Origin of the sequence: Microbacterium sp. PRC9, from assembly GCF_031844125.1 — a bacterium.
GTDB lineage: Bacteria > Actinomycetota > Actinomycetes > Actinomycetales > Microbacteriaceae > Microbacterium.
In genome coordinates this window covers 354,266-367,888 of record NZ_JAUZUR010000002.1, presented here as the reverse complement: position 1 = coordinate 367,888, position 13,623 = coordinate 354,266, and the positions used below count along the sequence as shown (strand labels likewise).

General features: G+C 71.6%; 17 protein-coding genes and 1 tRNA gene. 3 read left to right on the top strand and 15 right to left on the bottom strand.

All coding sequences use genetic code 11. From position 1 onward, the window contains the following. Positions 1-61 precede the first annotated feature (61 nt). The gene (locus tag Q9R33_RS05350) at positions 62-349 is read left to right on the top strand and encodes a WXG100 family type VII secretion target (protein WP_056369530.1); all 288 of its coding nucleotides are present in this window, start codon (positions 62-64) and stop codon (positions 347-349) included. A gap of 79 nt (positions 350-428) precedes the next feature. Here the strand turns inward: Q9R33_RS05350 and groL are convergent, their stop codons facing one another. The 5 genes from groL to Q9R33_RS05325 all read right to left on the bottom strand — a co-directional run bounded on the left by groL (position 429) and on the right by Q9R33_RS05325 (position 4,483). Then, on the bottom strand, positions 429-2,048 hold the full coding sequence (gene groL / locus Q9R33_RS05345; RefSeq protein ID WP_045298156.1) for a chaperonin GroEL: 1,620 nt from the start codon (positions 2,046-2,048) through the stop codon (positions 429-431). Between the two features lie 188 nt (positions 2,049-2,236). Next, positions 2,237-2,437, bottom strand: coding sequence for a cold-shock protein (locus tag Q9R33_RS05340; RefSeq protein ID WP_045298154.1), 201 nt, complete (start codon positions 2,435-2,437; stop codon positions 2,237-2,239). 130 nt (positions 2,438-2,567) lie between these two features. Beyond that, on the bottom strand, positions 2,568-3,137 hold the full coding sequence (locus tag Q9R33_RS05335) for a LytR C-terminal domain-containing protein (RefSeq protein ID WP_056369528.1): 570 nt from the start codon (positions 3,135-3,137) through the stop codon (positions 2,568-2,570). A 68-nt stretch (positions 3,138-3,205) separates the two neighbouring features. Then, positions 3,206-3,454, bottom strand: coding sequence for a DUF3263 domain-containing protein (locus tag Q9R33_RS05330; RefSeq protein ID WP_056369526.1), 249 nt, complete (start codon positions 3,452-3,454; stop codon positions 3,206-3,208). Between the two features lie 9 nt (positions 3,455-3,463). Further along, positions 3,464-4,483 (bottom strand): DUF2332 domain-containing protein, encoded by a 1,020-nt coding sequence (locus Q9R33_RS05325; protein ID WP_311293079.1) that lies wholly within the window; start codon positions 4,481-4,483, stop codon positions 3,464-3,466. 198 nt (positions 4,484-4,681) lie between these two features. On the opposite strand from Q9R33_RS05325, the gene msrB reads away from it, so the two are divergent. Beyond that, complete coding sequence (gene msrB / locus Q9R33_RS05320; protein ID WP_056369522.1) at positions 4,682-5,092, top strand: peptide-methionine (R)-S-oxide reductase MsrB; 411 nt, start codon at positions 4,682-4,684, stop codon at positions 5,090-5,092. Continuing rightward, a complete protein-coding gene (locus Q9R33_RS05315; protein WP_310245519.1) occupies positions 5,092-5,637 on the top strand; it encodes a nitroreductase family protein in 546 nt (181 codons plus the stop codon). Before msrB ends, Q9R33_RS05315 begins: the two co-directional genes overlap by 1 nt. Positions 5,638-5,675: 38 nt before the next feature. Here Q9R33_RS05315 and pucL read toward each other — a convergent pair whose 3' ends face one another. The 10 genes from pucL to Q9R33_RS05265 form a co-directional block, all read right to left on the bottom strand. Beyond that, positions 5,676-6,575 carry a factor-independent urate hydroxylase gene (pucL, locus tag Q9R33_RS05310; protein ID WP_311293078.1) on the bottom strand — a complete coding sequence of 300 codons (900 nt, stop codon included), beginning with the start codon at positions 6,573-6,575 and terminating at the stop codon, positions 5,676-5,678. A gap of 1 nt (position 6,576) precedes the next feature. Then, the gene (gene uraH, locus Q9R33_RS05305; protein ID WP_056369518.1) at positions 6,577-6,903 is read right to left on the bottom strand and encodes a hydroxyisourate hydrolase; all 327 of its coding nucleotides are present in this window, start codon (positions 6,901-6,903) and stop codon (positions 6,577-6,579) included. Continuing rightward, positions 6,900-7,397, bottom strand: a complete 498-nt coding sequence (gene uraD / locus Q9R33_RS05300; RefSeq protein WP_311293077.1) for a 2-oxo-4-hydroxy-4-carboxy-5-ureidoimidazoline decarboxylase — start codon at positions 7,395-7,397, stop codon at positions 6,900-6,902. Before uraD ends, uraH begins: the two co-directional genes overlap by 4 nt. A 29-nt stretch (positions 7,398-7,426) precedes the next feature. Then, entirely contained in the window at positions 7,427-7,897 is a 471-nt protein-coding gene (bcp, locus tag Q9R33_RS05295; RefSeq protein WP_056369953.1) for a thioredoxin-dependent thiol peroxidase, read from the bottom strand. Positions 7,898-7,938: 41 nt separating this feature from the next. Next, positions 7,939-8,853: an aldolase/citrate lyase family protein gene (locus tag Q9R33_RS05290; protein ID WP_310245507.1), complete on the bottom strand. Its 915-nt coding sequence runs from the start codon at positions 8,851-8,853 to the stop codon at positions 7,939-7,941. A gap of 57 nt (positions 8,854-8,910) precedes the next feature. Further along, entirely contained in the window at positions 8,911-10,260 is a 1,350-nt protein-coding gene (allB, locus tag Q9R33_RS05285; RefSeq protein WP_311293076.1) for an allantoinase AllB, read from the bottom strand. A 12-nt stretch (positions 10,261-10,272) separates the two neighbouring features. Further along, on the bottom strand, positions 10,273-11,085 hold the full coding sequence (locus Q9R33_RS05280) for a bifunctional allantoicase/(S)-ureidoglycine aminohydrolase (protein WP_311293075.1): 813 nt from the start codon (positions 11,083-11,085) through the stop codon (positions 10,273-10,275). Further along, positions 11,082-12,353 (bottom strand): DUF6986 family protein, encoded by a 1,272-nt coding sequence (locus Q9R33_RS05275; protein ID WP_311293258.1) that lies wholly within the window; start codon positions 12,351-12,353, stop codon positions 11,082-11,084. Before Q9R33_RS05275 ends, Q9R33_RS05280 begins: the two co-directional genes overlap by 4 nt. A gap of 132 nt (positions 12,354-12,485) precedes the next feature. Beyond that, a complete protein-coding gene (locus tag Q9R33_RS05270) occupies positions 12,486-13,442 on the bottom strand; it encodes a DMT family transporter (RefSeq protein ID WP_396654066.1) in 957 nt (318 codons plus the stop codon). Between the two features lie 67 nt (positions 13,443-13,509). Further along, positions 13,510-13,585, bottom strand: a tRNA-Thr gene (locus Q9R33_RS05265). Positions 13,586-13,623 lie beyond the last annotated feature (38 nt).

Here is a 13,623-nt window from a genome sequence, read left to right as displayed (position 1 = left end):
GCCTAACGTGGCTTCACCGCGGTTCGGCATCCGGCCGCCGCACGTTGATCAGGAGCCCCGAATGGCCGTCTTCACCGTCGACAGCGACAGCATCCTCACCTCGACCGCCACGGTGCGCGGCACGATCGACCGGCTGCAGGCGGAGTCGAACGCGATGCTCGCGCAACTCACGCAGCTGCAGTCGTCGTGGACCGGATCGGCCTCGGCCGCCTTCGCCGGAGTGGTCGAGCAGTGGCGCGCCACGCAGCGTCAGGTCGAGGAGTCGCTGACGAGCATCAACGCCGCGCTCGCGGCGGCCGGCCGCCAGTACGCCGACACCGAGCTCGCCACCACGAGCCTGTTCCGCTGACCCCCACCGGAACGCAGAACGGCCCCTCCGCGAGGAGGGGCCGTTCTGTGAACGCGTTACGCGGTCGTGGAACTCTGGATCAGAAGTCCATGCCACCGGTCGGGTCGCCGACGGGAGCGGCGGCCTTCTCGGGCTTGTCGGCGACGACGGCCTCGGTCGTGAGGAACAGGCCGGCGATCGACGCGGCGTTCTGCAGCGCCGAACGGGTCACCTTGGCGGGGTCGATGATGCCCTGTGCGAACAGGTCACCGTACTCGCCCGTCGCGGCGTTGAGGCCGTGGCCGAGCGGGAGCTCCGACACCTTGTTCGCCACGACACCGGGCTCGAGACCCGCGTTGAGGGCGATCTGCTTGAGCGGAGCCTCGATCGCGACGCGCACGATGTTGGCACCGGTCGCCTCGTCACCGGTGAGCTCGAGCGAGTCGAGAGCCTTGCGGCCCGACTGGATGAGCGCGACGCCACCACCGGCGACGATGCCCTCCTCGACGGCAGCCTTCGCGTTGCGGACGGCGTCCTCGATGCGGTGCTTGCGCTCCTTGAGCTCGACCTCGGTGGCTGCGCCCGCCTTGATGACGGCCACGCCGCCGGCGAGCTTGGCGAGGCGCTCCTGGAGCTTCTCGCGGTCGTAGTCGCTGTCGGTGTTGTCGATCTCGCGGCGGATCTGGGTCACGCGACCCTCGATCTGGCCCGCCTCGCCGGCACCCTCGACGATCGTGGTCTCGTCCTTGGTGACGATGACCTTGCGCGCACGGCCGAGCAGGTCGAGGGTGGCGTTCTCGAGCTTGAGACCGACCTCCTCGGTGATGACCTGGCCGCCGGTGAGGATCGCGATGTCCTGCAGCTGCGCCTTGCGACGGTCGCCGAAGCCGGGAGCCTTGACGGCGACCGACTTGAAGATGCCGCGGATCTTGTTGAGCACGAGGGTCGCGAGAGCCTCACCCTCGACGTCCTCGGCGATGATGACGAGCTCCTTGCCGTCCTGGATCACCTTGTCGACGACGGGCAGAAGGTCCTTGATGTTCGAGATCTTCTGGTTCGCGATGAGGATGTACGGGTCCTCGAAGACCGCCTCCTGGCGCTCCGGGTCCGTGACGAAGTAGGGGTTGATGTAACCCTTGTCGAAGCGCATGCCCTCGGTGAGCTCGAGCTCGGTGCCGAAGGTCTGCGACTCCTCGACGGTGACGACGCCTTCCTTGCCGACCTTGTCGATCGCCTCGGCGATGAGCTGGCCGATCTCCGGGTCAGCGGCCGAGATGGACGCGGTCGCGGCGATCTGGTCCTTGGACTCGACCTCCTTGGCCGACTCGAGCAGCTCAGCGGTGATGGCCGCGACAGCCTTCTCGATGCCCTTCTTGAGCGAGATGGGGTCGGCGCCGGCCGCGACGTTGCGCAGGCCCTCGCGGACGAGCGCCTGGGCGAGGACCGTGGCGGTCGTGGTGCCGTCACCTGCGACGTCGTCGGTCTTCTTGGCGACCTCCTTGACGAGCTCCGCGCCGATCTTCTCGTACGGGTCGTCCAGCTCGATCTCCTTGGCGATGGAGACACCGTCGTTCGTGATCGTGGGGGCGCCCCACTTCTTCTCGAGCACGACGTTGCGACCGCGCGGGCCGAGCGTCACCTTGACGGCGTCGGCCAGGATGTTGAGGCCGCGCTCGAGGCCGCGACGGGCCTCCTCGTCGAAAGCGATGATCTTTGCCATGTGTGTGTCGTCCCTCCGGAACGTTGGCTTTGGGTATTAGCACTCAATGAAGACGAGTGCTAAATCATTCTGGCACTCGACCCTATCGAGTGCAAGCCGCGGGGACGGATGCTGAAACGCAAGGAGACGGGACGCCTCTCGGCATCCCGTCTCCGGTGTCGGTTCAGCGTCGGGCGCTGAGCCGGGCGTCAGACGACGCGCACGGACTCGGCCTGCGGCCCCTTCTGGCCGGAGCCGACCGTGAACTCCACGGTCTGCCCCTCCTCCAGAACGCGGAAGCCCGACATGTCGATGTTCGAGTAGTGGACGAAGACGTCCTGGCCGTCGGCGACGGTGATGAAGCCGAATCCCTTCTCGGCGTTGAACCATTTGACGGTGCCCTGGGTCATGCGTTTCTCCTGTTGCCGGCGGTGCAGGGCTTCATCGTATGCAGGCGAAATCGCGGCATCCGCGCGTTTCGTCACTTGTTGACATGCAGGCACACAAGTGTTTACCGGCGCGAAACACGCACTCGACGGGTCAGGGCGTAGGGGCCGGGGTCTGCCCCGCAGCGGTGCGGTCGAGACCGATCACGACGGTGAGCTGCGGCACGCCCTCCGTGGTCGCGGGGTACGCCTCGCTCTGCTCGATCTCGGCGCCTCCGATGACGCCGGCGAGACCTGCTGCCGCGGCTTCGTCAGCGGGGTCGACGTAGAACACGGTGGTCGTCGGGAAGTCCTGCGACCCCGCCTCGCCCGCGGTCACCTTGTCATCCGCCCAGCCCGCACCGACGACGACGTCCTTCATCTGCGTCGCGAGCCCTTGCTCGGGGGTCGCGTTGAGGATCATGACGTCGTAGTTCACGTCGACGACCGGCGTGACCTCGGGGACCGGCTCGACGGTCGGGGTGGGAGTGGGGATCAGCTCGATGCGTCCGGACGCCAGCAGCGTGCCGAAGATGCCCACGACGATGAGCACGACGGTGGCCAGCGCGGCCCACAGCAGGACGACCCATCCGCGCATGCGCGGGTTCTCGGCCCGGTGGGCGCCGACGCGATCCGTCTCCGGCACATCGTCGAAACGATCCCGGGGGAAGCTGGTGGTCGGCACCCGTCGATGTTACCCGCCGGAGGCCGGGCGTCCGGTCTGCGACGGTCCGCGTGGCGCGCAGCGGCGGGTCAGCGCGCGTCGGCGGCGCGGCCGGCGCGCTCGTGCAGGCGCGCCTCGCGCAGCCGGCGGAGCCGCTTGACGAGCATGGGGTCGTGCTCCTGCGCGCCGGTCGTGTCGATGAGGCGGCCGAGCAGCTGGTAGTACCGCGCCGGCGACAGGCCGAGGTCGGAGCGGATCGCCTCCTCCTTGGCCCCCGCGTGCCGGCGCCACTCGGCCTCGAAGTCGAGGATGGCGCGGTCGCGGTCGGTCAGAGGCACGCGTCCACGCTAGCCCGCAGCATCCGTTGGCCCCGTGCGCCACGCGCGCCAATGCACGAACGAGCCGAGCGGGTCGACCGCGGCGAGCGCTTCGCCGTCGCGGCCGAGCACGAAGCCGTCCCAGGACGCGGCGTCGACGGGAGGCTGCCACCGGTCGTGCAGCGCGGGCGGGTCGATCGTGATCCAGACGGCGTCGAGGGTGCGCACGGCGTCGAGGAGGCGTTCGCGTCCGGCACGCGGGATGTGCGGCAGGACCCCCGGCGTCGTGACGACGAGCGTCGCGCCGGCGGGCGCGAGCGCGGCGGCCGCGCGCAGCACCTCCGGGTCGGAGGCGTCGCCGGCGATCACATGCGGCGGGTCCGTGGCGGCGATGTCGAGGGCGGCGGCGATCCGCTCCGTTCTTCCGCTCTCCCCCGGCCACACCAGGCTCGTGAGGAATCGCCGGTCGCCCTCGTCGGAGGCGTCGAGCGGCTCGAGGTCGATCCCGGCGCGCCACACGACCCGCGGCAGCCGCAGCGGCGGTTCGCCGGTGACGTCGCACTCCAGCACCACACCCGAGGGCCCGGCGTCGGGATCGAGCGCGAGGACGCCACCGCTCCCCCGGTAGCGGTACGAATAGCGGTCGGGGTACAGGCACAGCCCGCCGCTCGCGCCGACTTCGAGCAGCGCGATCGGCCCGTCGATCGTCGCGAGGGCCGGGAGGAGGGCCGCGCACCGCTGCGGCTCGTTGGTCTGCAGACGGCGGACGGATGCCTCGGCCACGACCTCGTCGCCGTGCTCGACGAGCCACGCCGCCCACGCCGGGAACGCGCTCTCGGGCGCGCCGAGCATGCGGGTCACCGCGAACACGAGTGGCGGCTGCCGTCGCGTGGCGGGAATGCGCGCGAGGATGGCCACGACGTCCGGATCGGAGGCGACGCCGCCCGCCCACTCGGCGTACAGCGCCGACCGGCCGGGAGCCTCGTCGTGCGCGAAGCGCGCGTACCGCTCGACGACCGCCGCCTGCTCGTCCGCGTCCGCCCCGCCCATGCCCTCATCCTCCCCCACGCTGTCCTGTCGCATCGTGTCCTCCGTGAGACGACAGCCCGGGACGAGACCGTGGGGGAACCCCGAGGTCTCGTCCGCCCGGTGGGGTTTCACGGCGCAGGGGCGGCGCGGAGCCGCCCCACCCCATCGGTCGCTGGGGTTGAATGGAGGGTGGCCGTTGTGCGCGGCCGAGGAGGAACGATGACCTACGCCGTCGACAAGAGCGACGCCCAGTGGCGCGCAGACCTGACCGCCGATCAGTACGCCGTGCTGCGCGAGGCGGGCACCGAGCGGCCCTGGACCGGGGAGCTGCTCGACGAGAGCCGCGCCGGCCTCTACACGTGCGCGGCCTGCGGCGCCGAGCTGTTCCAGAGCGGCACGAAGTTCGACTCGCACTGCGGCTGGCCGAGCTTCTACGAGTCCATCCGCCCCGAGGCGGTCGAGCTCATCGAGGACAACAGCCACGGCATGGTGCGCACCGAGGTGCGCTGCGCGAACTGCGGCTCGCACCTGGGCCATGTGTTCCCCGACGGATTCGGCACCCCGACCGGCGACCGCTACTGCATGAACTCGATCTCGCTGCAGTTCACGCCCGGCGAGGGCGCGGCGTGATGTCCGGCGCGCTCGACGCCGCGCTCGCACGGCGGTCGTGGTCGAAGGTGACGGATGAGGCGCCCTCGCACGAGGAGCTCCTCGACTTCGTCGCCGCTGCCGGGCGCGTCGCCGACCACAAGTCACTGCACCCGTGGCGGCTCATCGAGCTGCGCGGCGCCGATCGACAGCGTCTGGGCAAGGCGCTCAACAAGGCCGAGGGCCACAAGGGCTCGTCGTCGAAGCCGATGCGCGCGCCGCTGATCATCGCGGTGGTGGCGAGCTACAGCAAGACGCACAAGGTGCCGCGGTGGGAGCAGGAGGCTGTCGCCTCCGGCGTCGCGCACGTCCTGAGCCTGGTGCTCGACGAGGCCGGCTGGGGCGTCTTCTGGCGGACCGCCGGAGAGCACACCCGGTCGAAGGTCGTCGCGAAGGCCCACGGCCTCAAGAAGAGCGAGGAGCTCCTCGGCTGGCTGTACGTCGGCGGGAAGCCCAAGCGCTCGCGTCCGACCCGCCGCAAGGGCGTCGACGCCACCCGCTTCGTGAGCCGCATGCCGAAGGGCTGACACGGCGCCACGACCGTGGCGCGCGCGTGGATCCGGAGTCAGCAGAAGCCGGCGATCCCGTGCCATGCGGGGTGGTTCCCCGGCACGCCGTCGCGGAGCACCGCCGCCTCGATCAGCCCGTACGGGCGGTCGGCGGCATAGAAGACCTCGTTGGGGTTGTCGAGCCCGAACGGCGTCAGATCCACCGCGATGTGGTGCAGGTTCGGCATCGAGAAGCGGATCTCGTCGATCTCGGTGCGGGCCTCGAGCACCCGCCGGCCCATCTCGTACAGGGTGTGCTGGAGCGCGAGCGAGTGCGTCCCGGCGAACGCCTCGAGCAGCAGCCGGCGCACCTCGGCGAACGACTCGTCGAACCCGACGTCGAGGCGGTTGTAGCGCCACCTCGCGGTGACCGACGTCGCGAGGATGCGGTCGTCGGTCTCGGCGAGGGTCGTGTACCGGTCGCGCACGAAACCGTGGAACTCCGACCCGGCGGACTTCAGCACCGCGAGGTCGCGCAGCCCCGAGATGACGGTCGCCTCGGCTCCGGCGAACGTGACCACGGCCGTACGGGTCTCGGTGCCGCCTCGCACGAACGAGTGGTCGTGCCCCTCGCCGTCGACGGGGATGCGGGTCCAGGTGTACTGCTCGGCCTCCCAGCGTCCGCCGGTGACCCCGTCGAACTCCCCGGTGAAATGGCGTCCCAGCCGGAGCAGGAACTCCTCGGGCGTGCCGACGCCGTCGCGGGCGAAGGCGAACACCGTGTTCTTCTGCGTCTCGGTGGCGACGATGCGCGCGTTGTCCCCCGCGATGTGGGCGGCGGTGAAGTCGCCGCGCAGCTGCGACGTCACGTCGAGGTCGGTGATCGTGTGCCGCCGACCGTCCCGGTCGACCCGGACGAGCCGCACCTCGGCCTTGCCGTACTGATTCGCGCCGAGGACGATCGTGGGCTCGGACATGTCAGTTCCCCCGATAGGTCGAGTACGCGAACGGGCTGAGCAGCAAGGGCACGTGGTAGTGCTGCGCGGAGTCGGCGACCGCGAAGTCGATCGACACGACCGGGTAGAGCGTCGCACGCCCCGTCGCGGCGAAGAAGTCGCCGGTCGCGAACGTGAGCCGGTACGTGCCGGCGTCGAGGCGCTCCGGTCCGAGATCCGAGATCCGGCCGGCCTCGTCGGTCACGCCGGACGCGATCTCGGCCCCGTCGGCCGCGGTCAGCACGACGCCGACGCCGCGCGCAGGGCCTCCGAGCGCAGCATCCAGCACGTGCGTCGTGATCTGGCTCATGAACCGATGATCCCTTCGAGTCGGAGGACGGCGATCTGCCGCAGCTGCTCCGCCACGACCGGGATCTCCTCCTCCTCAGTGTGGGCCAGCCGGTCGCTCAGCGCATCGAGGATCTCGTCGGCACGGCGCCCGGCCGCCCGGATGAGGAAGACCCGCGAGAACTTTTCCTCGTAGGCGCGGTTGCCGGCGGCGAGCGCGGCGGCCACGTCGGCGGTCGGCTCCCCGATCCCCGCCTGCTCGGATCGCGAGAGGGATGCCTCGGCTCCGCCTCCGCTCGCACGCTCGCCGATGCGGGGGTGGCGGGCGAGGGCCCCGTCGATCTCGGCCGGCGTCCACCGCGGGGCGCTCGTGCGGGCCGCCGCGAGGAGCTCCGCCGTCGTCGCATAGGGCCGCCCTGTGACGACGGCATCGACCCACCGGTCGATGTCGACGCACGGGCGCACCACGGCTCGCGCGGCTTCGGCGTCGAGGCGGTTGAACGCGTCCAGCTCCATCGCTGCGGCGGGCCTGGGTGGGGGTGGGCTCAGGCGGCCAGCTGGGCGCGGAGGCGGTCCACGTGGCCGTGGGGATCGACCCGGTACTCGGCGGACTGCACCGTGCCATCGGCATCCAGCACGAACGTCGATCGGATGAGGCCGACGCGCTCCTCACCGTTGACGACCTTGGTCCCCCATGCGCCCCACGCCTCGGCGACGGCGTGGTCCTCGTCGGAGAGGAGCGGGAACTGCAGCTGCTCGGCCTCGGCCCACTCCGCGAGCCTTTCGACCGAGTCGGGCGAGACCCCGACGACGGCGACCCCCGCCGCCTGCAGCGAGGCGAGGTTGTCGCGGAAGTCGCACGCCTCGGTCGTGCAGCCGGGCGTGAACGCGGCCGGGTAGAAGTAGACGACGAGGCGGCGGCCGGCGAAGTCCTCCGGACGCACCATCGTGCCGGTGGAGTCGGGCAGCGCGAACCCGGGGTTCGCGTCGCCCTCGTTCAGGCGGATGTCGGCCATGTCGTCGGTCCCTTCGATGGTTCGTCGCTCGGCGTCGCCGGTCACGAGGTCGGGTGCACCCCGAACGCGAGAGCCAGCTTCTCGATCTTCTGCGCCCGGCCGAGCCTGGGCAAGTCGCTGCCGTCGCGGATCACACGACCGCGGCCTTCGAAGTCGGCGAGGAAGTCCAGTGCCCACAGCACCTCGCTCGGCGTGGGGCAGATGACCTCGTTGATGACGGGAGCCTGCTCGGCCGCGAGGCAGAGCTTGCCGGTCATGCCCATCGACACCGTGATCGCGGAGTGCTCGCGCAGCGTCGGCATACTGTTGCCCACCGTCGGACCGTCGATCGGCCCGGGCAGGTTGCCCACGCGGCTGGCGACGACCAGGCGCGCCCGCGGGTACGCCATCGCCTCGGCGTCCGCGCTCATGCCGGTGTCGCGGCGGAAGTCGCCGCTGCCGAACGCGAGGCGGAAGGCGCCGCGGGCGCGCGCGATGTGCGCGGCGTCCTCCATGCCCAGAGCCGACTCGACGAGGGCCACGACGGGCACGGTGCCGCCGAGGCGGTCGAACGAGCTCGTCACCTGGTCGGCCGACTCGGTCTTGGCGAGCATGATGCCCAGGAGGCCGGGGAGGCCCGCAAGGGTCGCGAGGTCGTCTGCCCAGAACGGGCTCAGCGCGTCGTTGACGCGCACCCAGGCGCGACCGCCGCCACGGAGCCAGTCGGCGACGTCCTGCCGGGCCTGCGGCTTGTTGCTCGGGTCGACCGCGTCCTCGATGTCGAGCACGACCGCGTCGGCGCGCGACGCCGCCATGTCGTCGAACGAGTCGGGGCGGGTGCCCGGGACGAGCAGCCACGAGCGCGCGATCGCCGGGTCCACGGCGCGGTGCCGCGCAGGACGCGCGGTGATCAGCGACCGCAGGTCGTCCTCCGCCTCGAGGACTTCTGCACCGCTGCCATAGGGATCTGCCGACATCTCGCTCTTCTTCCGTATCGTCACGTCTCACCCGGCCGGAGCGGCCGGTGTCGGCGCTCAGGCCGCGTCGCGACGCAGCAGGCGACCGCGGGGCTCGGCGAAGTCGACATGCTCGCCCCGCAGGAAGGTCTCGCGCACGACGCCCGACAGGGCGTGGCCGTCGTACGGCGAGACGGGATTCTTGTGGTGCAGGCGGGCGACGTCGACGACGAACCCGTCGTCGGGTGCGAACACCGACAGGTCGGCGTCGAAGCCGAGCGCGATCCTGCCCTTGCGGGCGAGGCCCGCCAGGGCCGCCGGACGCGCCGACATCCATTCCACCACCTTCTCGAGCGGGATGCGTCGCCGGCGGGCCTCGGTCCACACGACGGGCAGCCCCAGTTGCAGTGACGCGACGCCGCCCCAGGCGACGGCGAAGTCGCCGTCGCCCGGGGCTTTGAGCTCGAGCGTGGCGGGTGAATGGTCGCTGACGATGCTGTCGATCGTCCCGTCGACGAGCCCCTCCCAGAGCCGGTCGCGGTTGGCCGCCTCGCGGATCGGCGGACAGCACTTGAAGGCGGTCGCCCCGTCCGTCACGTCCTCCGCGGTCAGGGTCAGATAGTGCGGGCACGTCTCGACGGTGAGGCGCACGCCGTCGCGCTTGGCGGCAGCGATGAGAGGGAGCGCGTCCGAGGATGACAGGTGCAGGATGTGTGCGCGGGCTCCGGTGCGGCGGGCGCGGTCGATGACCTCGGCGATCGCTACGTCCTCGGCGGAGTGCGGGCGCGACGCGAGGAATCGGTCGTAACGGGCCCCGTTCGCGTGCGGGGCGTGCTCGATCGTCGCCGCGTCCTCCGCGTGCACGATGAGCAGGCCGCCGAACCCGGCGAGTTCTGTCATGTCTCGCTCCATCTCCGCGGCATCGAGCGGAGGGAACTCGTCCACGCCCGAGGGCAGCAGGAAGCACTTGAACCCGAACACCCCGGCCTCATGCAGAGGCCGCAGCTCCCGCGTGTTGCCGGGGATCGCGCCGCCCCAGAACCCGACGTCGACGAACACCTGGTCGCGCGCGGTCAGGCGCTTGACCTCCAGGGCCTCCACCGAGACGGTGGGCGGGATGCTGTTGAGGGGCATGTCGATGATCGTGGTGACGCCGCCGGCCGCCGCGGCCTTCGTGGCCGAGGCAAACCCCTCCCACTCGGTGCGCCCCGGCTCGTCGACGTGCACGTGCGTGTCGACGAGGCCCGGCAGCAGCGCCTCGTCGTCCTGCAGCTCGACCTCGTCCTGTCCACGCAATCCGGTGCCGAGCGGCTCGATCGCGACGATGAGTCCGTCCGCGACCGCGACCTCGCACGACCGGAATCCGCCGTCGGTGAGCACGCGCCGGCCGCGCACGACCAGATCGTGCGGCAGCATCCGTTCGCTCATGGATCCCCGCTGTCAGGTGAGCCGGATCTGGCGGTTGACGTCCTTGTACAGCAGGTACCGGAAGGGCTCGGGGCCGCCGGCGTAGCAGGCCTGGGGACAGAAGGCCCTGAGCAGCATGTAATCGCCGGCCTCGCACTCGACCCAGTCGTCGTTGAGCCGGTACACCGCCTTGCCCTGCAGGACGTAGAGCCCGTGCTCCATGACGTGGGTCTCGGCGAACGGGATCGTGCCACCGGGCCGGAACGTGACGATGTTGACGTGCATGTCGTGCGAGAGATCGTCGGGATCGACGAAGCGGGTCGTCGCCCATGCGCCGTCGGTGTCGGGCATGGCGCGCGGCTCGACGTCCTGGTCGCGCGCGATGAACGACGCGGGCACCGGGACCGGCTCGACCGGCTCGTAGGCCTTGCGGATCCAGTGGAAGGTCGCCGGCTCCTCACCCTCGTTGGACAGCGACCACGCCGCACCCGGCGCGAGGAACGCGTAGCCGCCCGGGTCGAGCACATGCCGCTCCCCCTCGAGGACGAGCGTGAGCGCGCCTGCGGTGACGAACACGACGCCCTCGACCCCGCTCTCGGGCTCGGGCCTGTCGGCTCCCCCGCCGGGTGCGATCTCGACGATCAGCTGCGCGAACGTCGTCGCCGAACCCGCGACGGGCCGCGCCAGGATCCACGACCGCGTGTTCCTGAACCCCGGGAGGTTGCTGGTGACGATGTCGCGCAGCACGCCCTTCGGGATGAAGGTGTACGCGGGCTTCACCACGGCGCGATCGGTGAGGAGAGCGGTCTGCGGCGGCAGGCCCCCCTGCGGCGAGTAGTAGCTCATGCGTGCCCCTCGGTCGTGGTGTGCGGCGGATGCGCGAGCGCGGCGAGTGCGGCGAGATCGAGGCCCGCGGCATCCGTCAGCTCGTCCTCGGTGATGGCCCCGCAGGCGACGCCGCGGGACACGAACGCCGCCAGCGCGCGGGCGGTCGCCGGTTCGTCGAGGATCGCGCCCTCGACCCGGTCGACGTAGGCGCGCAGGCGCGCGACGGCCGGCCCGAAGCCCTCCCGGTAGAAGAGGGCGTTGGCGACGAACCGCGGGACGAGCTGCGCGGGGTGCAGGTCCCAGCCCTGGAAGAAGCCCCGCTCGAGCGAACGGCGGGTGAGCCGTGCGCTCAGGCGCCAGGCCGCGCGCACGGCGTCCGCATCGCCGACCGGGAGGATGTTCGTCGACCCGTCCGACAGCCGCACCCCGGTCTGCGCCGCGGCGACCTGCATCACGTTCTTGGCGTGGTCGGCCGCCGGGTGATCCATCGATTGGCATGCCGGGGCGATGCCGAGGGCGGCGCTGTAGTCGTACGTGCCGTAGTGCAGCCCGCTCACCCGGCCTTGCGCCGCGTGGATGGCCGCGGCCAGCGGCGAGGTCCCGTCCGCGGCGAGCACGATCTGCGGGGTCTCGACCTGCACCTCGAATCGCAGGCGCCCGGCTGCGAGGCCGTGGTGCTGCTCGAGGCGGTCGCAGAGCCGCACCATCGCCTCGACCTGAGCGACGGCGGTCACCTTCGGCAGGGTCAGCCGGAGGCCGTCCGGCAGATCGCCGGCGGCGAGCAGAGTCGCCAGGAACAGATCGAGAGAACGGATGCCGCGTCCCCGCGTGGCCCGCTCGAGACCCTTGATGCGGATCCCGAAGAAGGGCGGCGCCTCGCCGCCGGCGATCGCCTCGAGCAGCAGCTCCGCGGCGCGGCGGACGTCGGCGTCCTCGGTCTCGTCGTCCCGGTCGCCGTACCCGTCTTCGAGGTCGAGGCGCAGGTCCTCGATCGGCTCGGACGCGAGCTTCGCCGTGACGAGCGTCGCGACCTCGGCGGCGAACCCCTCCGGCACTCCCAGGTCGAGGGCGACGACCTCCATGCCGCCGTGAGCCTCGACGGCATCGCGTGCCGCGGCGCCCCACTCTCGAGGCAGTGCCGGCGCGTATCGATCGGCGGCGACGTAGACGGTGTGCACGGGCTGGCGCGTGTCGTCGTCGCCCGGGTAGGCGTCCGCGAGGAGCCGGTCGGTGGGCGCGAGGAGTCGATCGATGCCGAGGAGCTCCTCGGGCGTCAGCGCGGGCACCGCACGATCGGGCGGTCGTGCGCCGTCATCGGCGCGCGACGGGAGGGTGCGGTGCGGCTGCGACCCCTTCGGCACGGTCTCAGCATGCCACCCCGCGGCGCGGCGCGGGGTGAGGCGACGACGTGCGCGGCGTCAGTGGCCGCGGCGCGGCATCCGTCTCCACGGCACGGCGGCCACGACCACCGACAGGATCGCCAGCGTCGACATGAGGAGGGAGGCGCCGACCGTCGGCGCGGCCGCCGTCGGCCAGAGCGCGTCGATGAGGACCGAGGTCACGACCTGCCCGACGACGGTGCCGAGGCCGAGCAGCAGGACACCGGTGTACGGCACGAGGGCCGCCGCGAGGAAGATGTAGGTCACGCCGATGACCCCGCCGAGGTACAGCCACGGATCCGCCGGGAACGAGGTCGGGGGCCCCGCGATCGCGGTGTGGATGAGCTCGGCGACGCCGAGGACCGCCGTGCCGCCGATGAAGTTGACGAGGGTCGCCGTCAGCGGCGTGCCGACGCGCTGCCGCAGCCGGCCGTTGACCGCAGACTGCCACGCGATCCCCGCGCCGACGAGGAACGGCAGCACCAGGAGCACCAACGGCGCGTGCACGCCTCCGGCGAGCGACACCGCCGCGGCCAGCACCGCGAGCGCGCCGCCGACGAGGCGCGCCGGCGTCACCGCGACGACACCGGCCGGCCCGACGCCGGCGCGGTCCAGCAGCAGCCCGCTCACCGTCTGCCCGGCGACGACCCCCACGGTGAACAGGGCCACGCCGATGATGCCCACCGCCAGCGATTGCGTGGCGACCGAGAGCGCGCCGGCGACGCCGCCGCACAGCATCCAGATCGGGATCCTCCGCTCGCGCAGCCCCGTCACCAAGGCGCCGAATCCGCGCCGCCCCTGCGGCAGGGCGGCCGACAGCACGACGAGGACGATCAGCCCCGAGCCGAACGAGATCACGGCGGCGGCGAACCCGTCGCCGATGCGGACGCCGAGCTGGCCGTTGATGCGCGCCTGCACGGCGGTGAGGATGCCGATGAGTGCGGCGCCGCCGAGCCCGATCCATACGGGCAGGCGGCGTGCGGTCACCCGATCCATCCTCTCCTGCCCGCGGGACCGGAACCGGCCACGGGGCGCGGACCCGCGGCGACGAGTCGCCGGAAACTGGAGCCGACTACGGGACTTGAACCCGTAACCCCCGTATTACAAGTACGGTGCGCTACCAATTGCGCCAAGTCGGCAGAGCGCCCAGTCTAGCGGCGCCCGCGCGAGCACCCGG

Bases quoted from the DNA above. Each gene is read 5' to 3' on its own strand.
- Q9R33_RS05350 (WP_056369530.1), top strand. From the start codon at position 62: ATGGCCGTCTTCACCGTCGACAGCGACAGCATCCTCACCTCGACCGCC.
- groL (WP_045298156.1), bottom strand. From the start codon at position 2,048: ATGGCAAAGATCATCGCTTTCGACGAGGAGGCCCGTCGCGGCCTCGAG.
- Q9R33_RS05340 (WP_045298154.1), bottom strand. From the start codon at position 2,437: ATGACCCAGGGCACCGTCAAATGGTTCAACGCCGAGAAGGGATTCGGC.
- Q9R33_RS05325 (WP_311293079.1), bottom strand. From the start codon at position 4,483: ATGGGCGGGGCGGACGCGGACGAGCAGGCGGCGGTCGTCGAGCGGTAC.
- msrB (WP_056369522.1), top strand. From the start codon at position 4,682: ATGACCTACGCCGTCGACAAGAGCGACGCCCAGTGGCGCGCAGACCTG.
- Q9R33_RS05315 (WP_310245519.1), top strand. From the start codon at position 5,092: ATGTCCGGCGCGCTCGACGCCGCGCTCGCACGGCGGTCGTGGTCGAAG.
- pucL (WP_311293078.1), bottom strand. From the start codon at position 6,575: ATGTCCGAGCCCACGATCGTCCTCGGCGCGAATCAGTACGGCAAGGCC.
- uraH (WP_056369518.1), bottom strand. From the start codon at position 6,903: ATGAGCCAGATCACGACGCACGTGCTGGATGCTGCGCTCGGAGGCCCT.
- uraD (WP_311293077.1), bottom strand. From the start codon at position 7,397: ATGGAGCTGGACGCGTTCAACCGCCTCGACGCCGAAGCCGCGCGAGCC.
- bcp (WP_056369953.1), bottom strand. From the start codon at position 7,897: ATGGCCGACATCCGCCTGAACGAGGGCGACGCGAACCCCGGGTTCGCG.
- Q9R33_RS05290 (WP_310245507.1), bottom strand. From the start codon at position 8,853: ATGTCGGCAGATCCCTATGGCAGCGGTGCAGAAGTCCTCGAGGCGGAG.
- allB (WP_311293076.1), bottom strand. From the start codon at position 10,260: ATGAGCGAACGGATGCTGCCGCACGATCTGGTCGTGCGCGGCCGGCGC.
- Q9R33_RS05280 (WP_311293075.1), bottom strand. From the start codon at position 11,085: ATGAGCTACTACTCGCCGCAGGGGGGCCTGCCGCCGCAGACCGCTCTC.
- Q9R33_RS05270 (WP_396654066.1), bottom strand. From the start codon at position 13,442: ATGGATCGGGTGACCGCACGCCGCCTGCCCGTATGGATCGGGCTCGGC.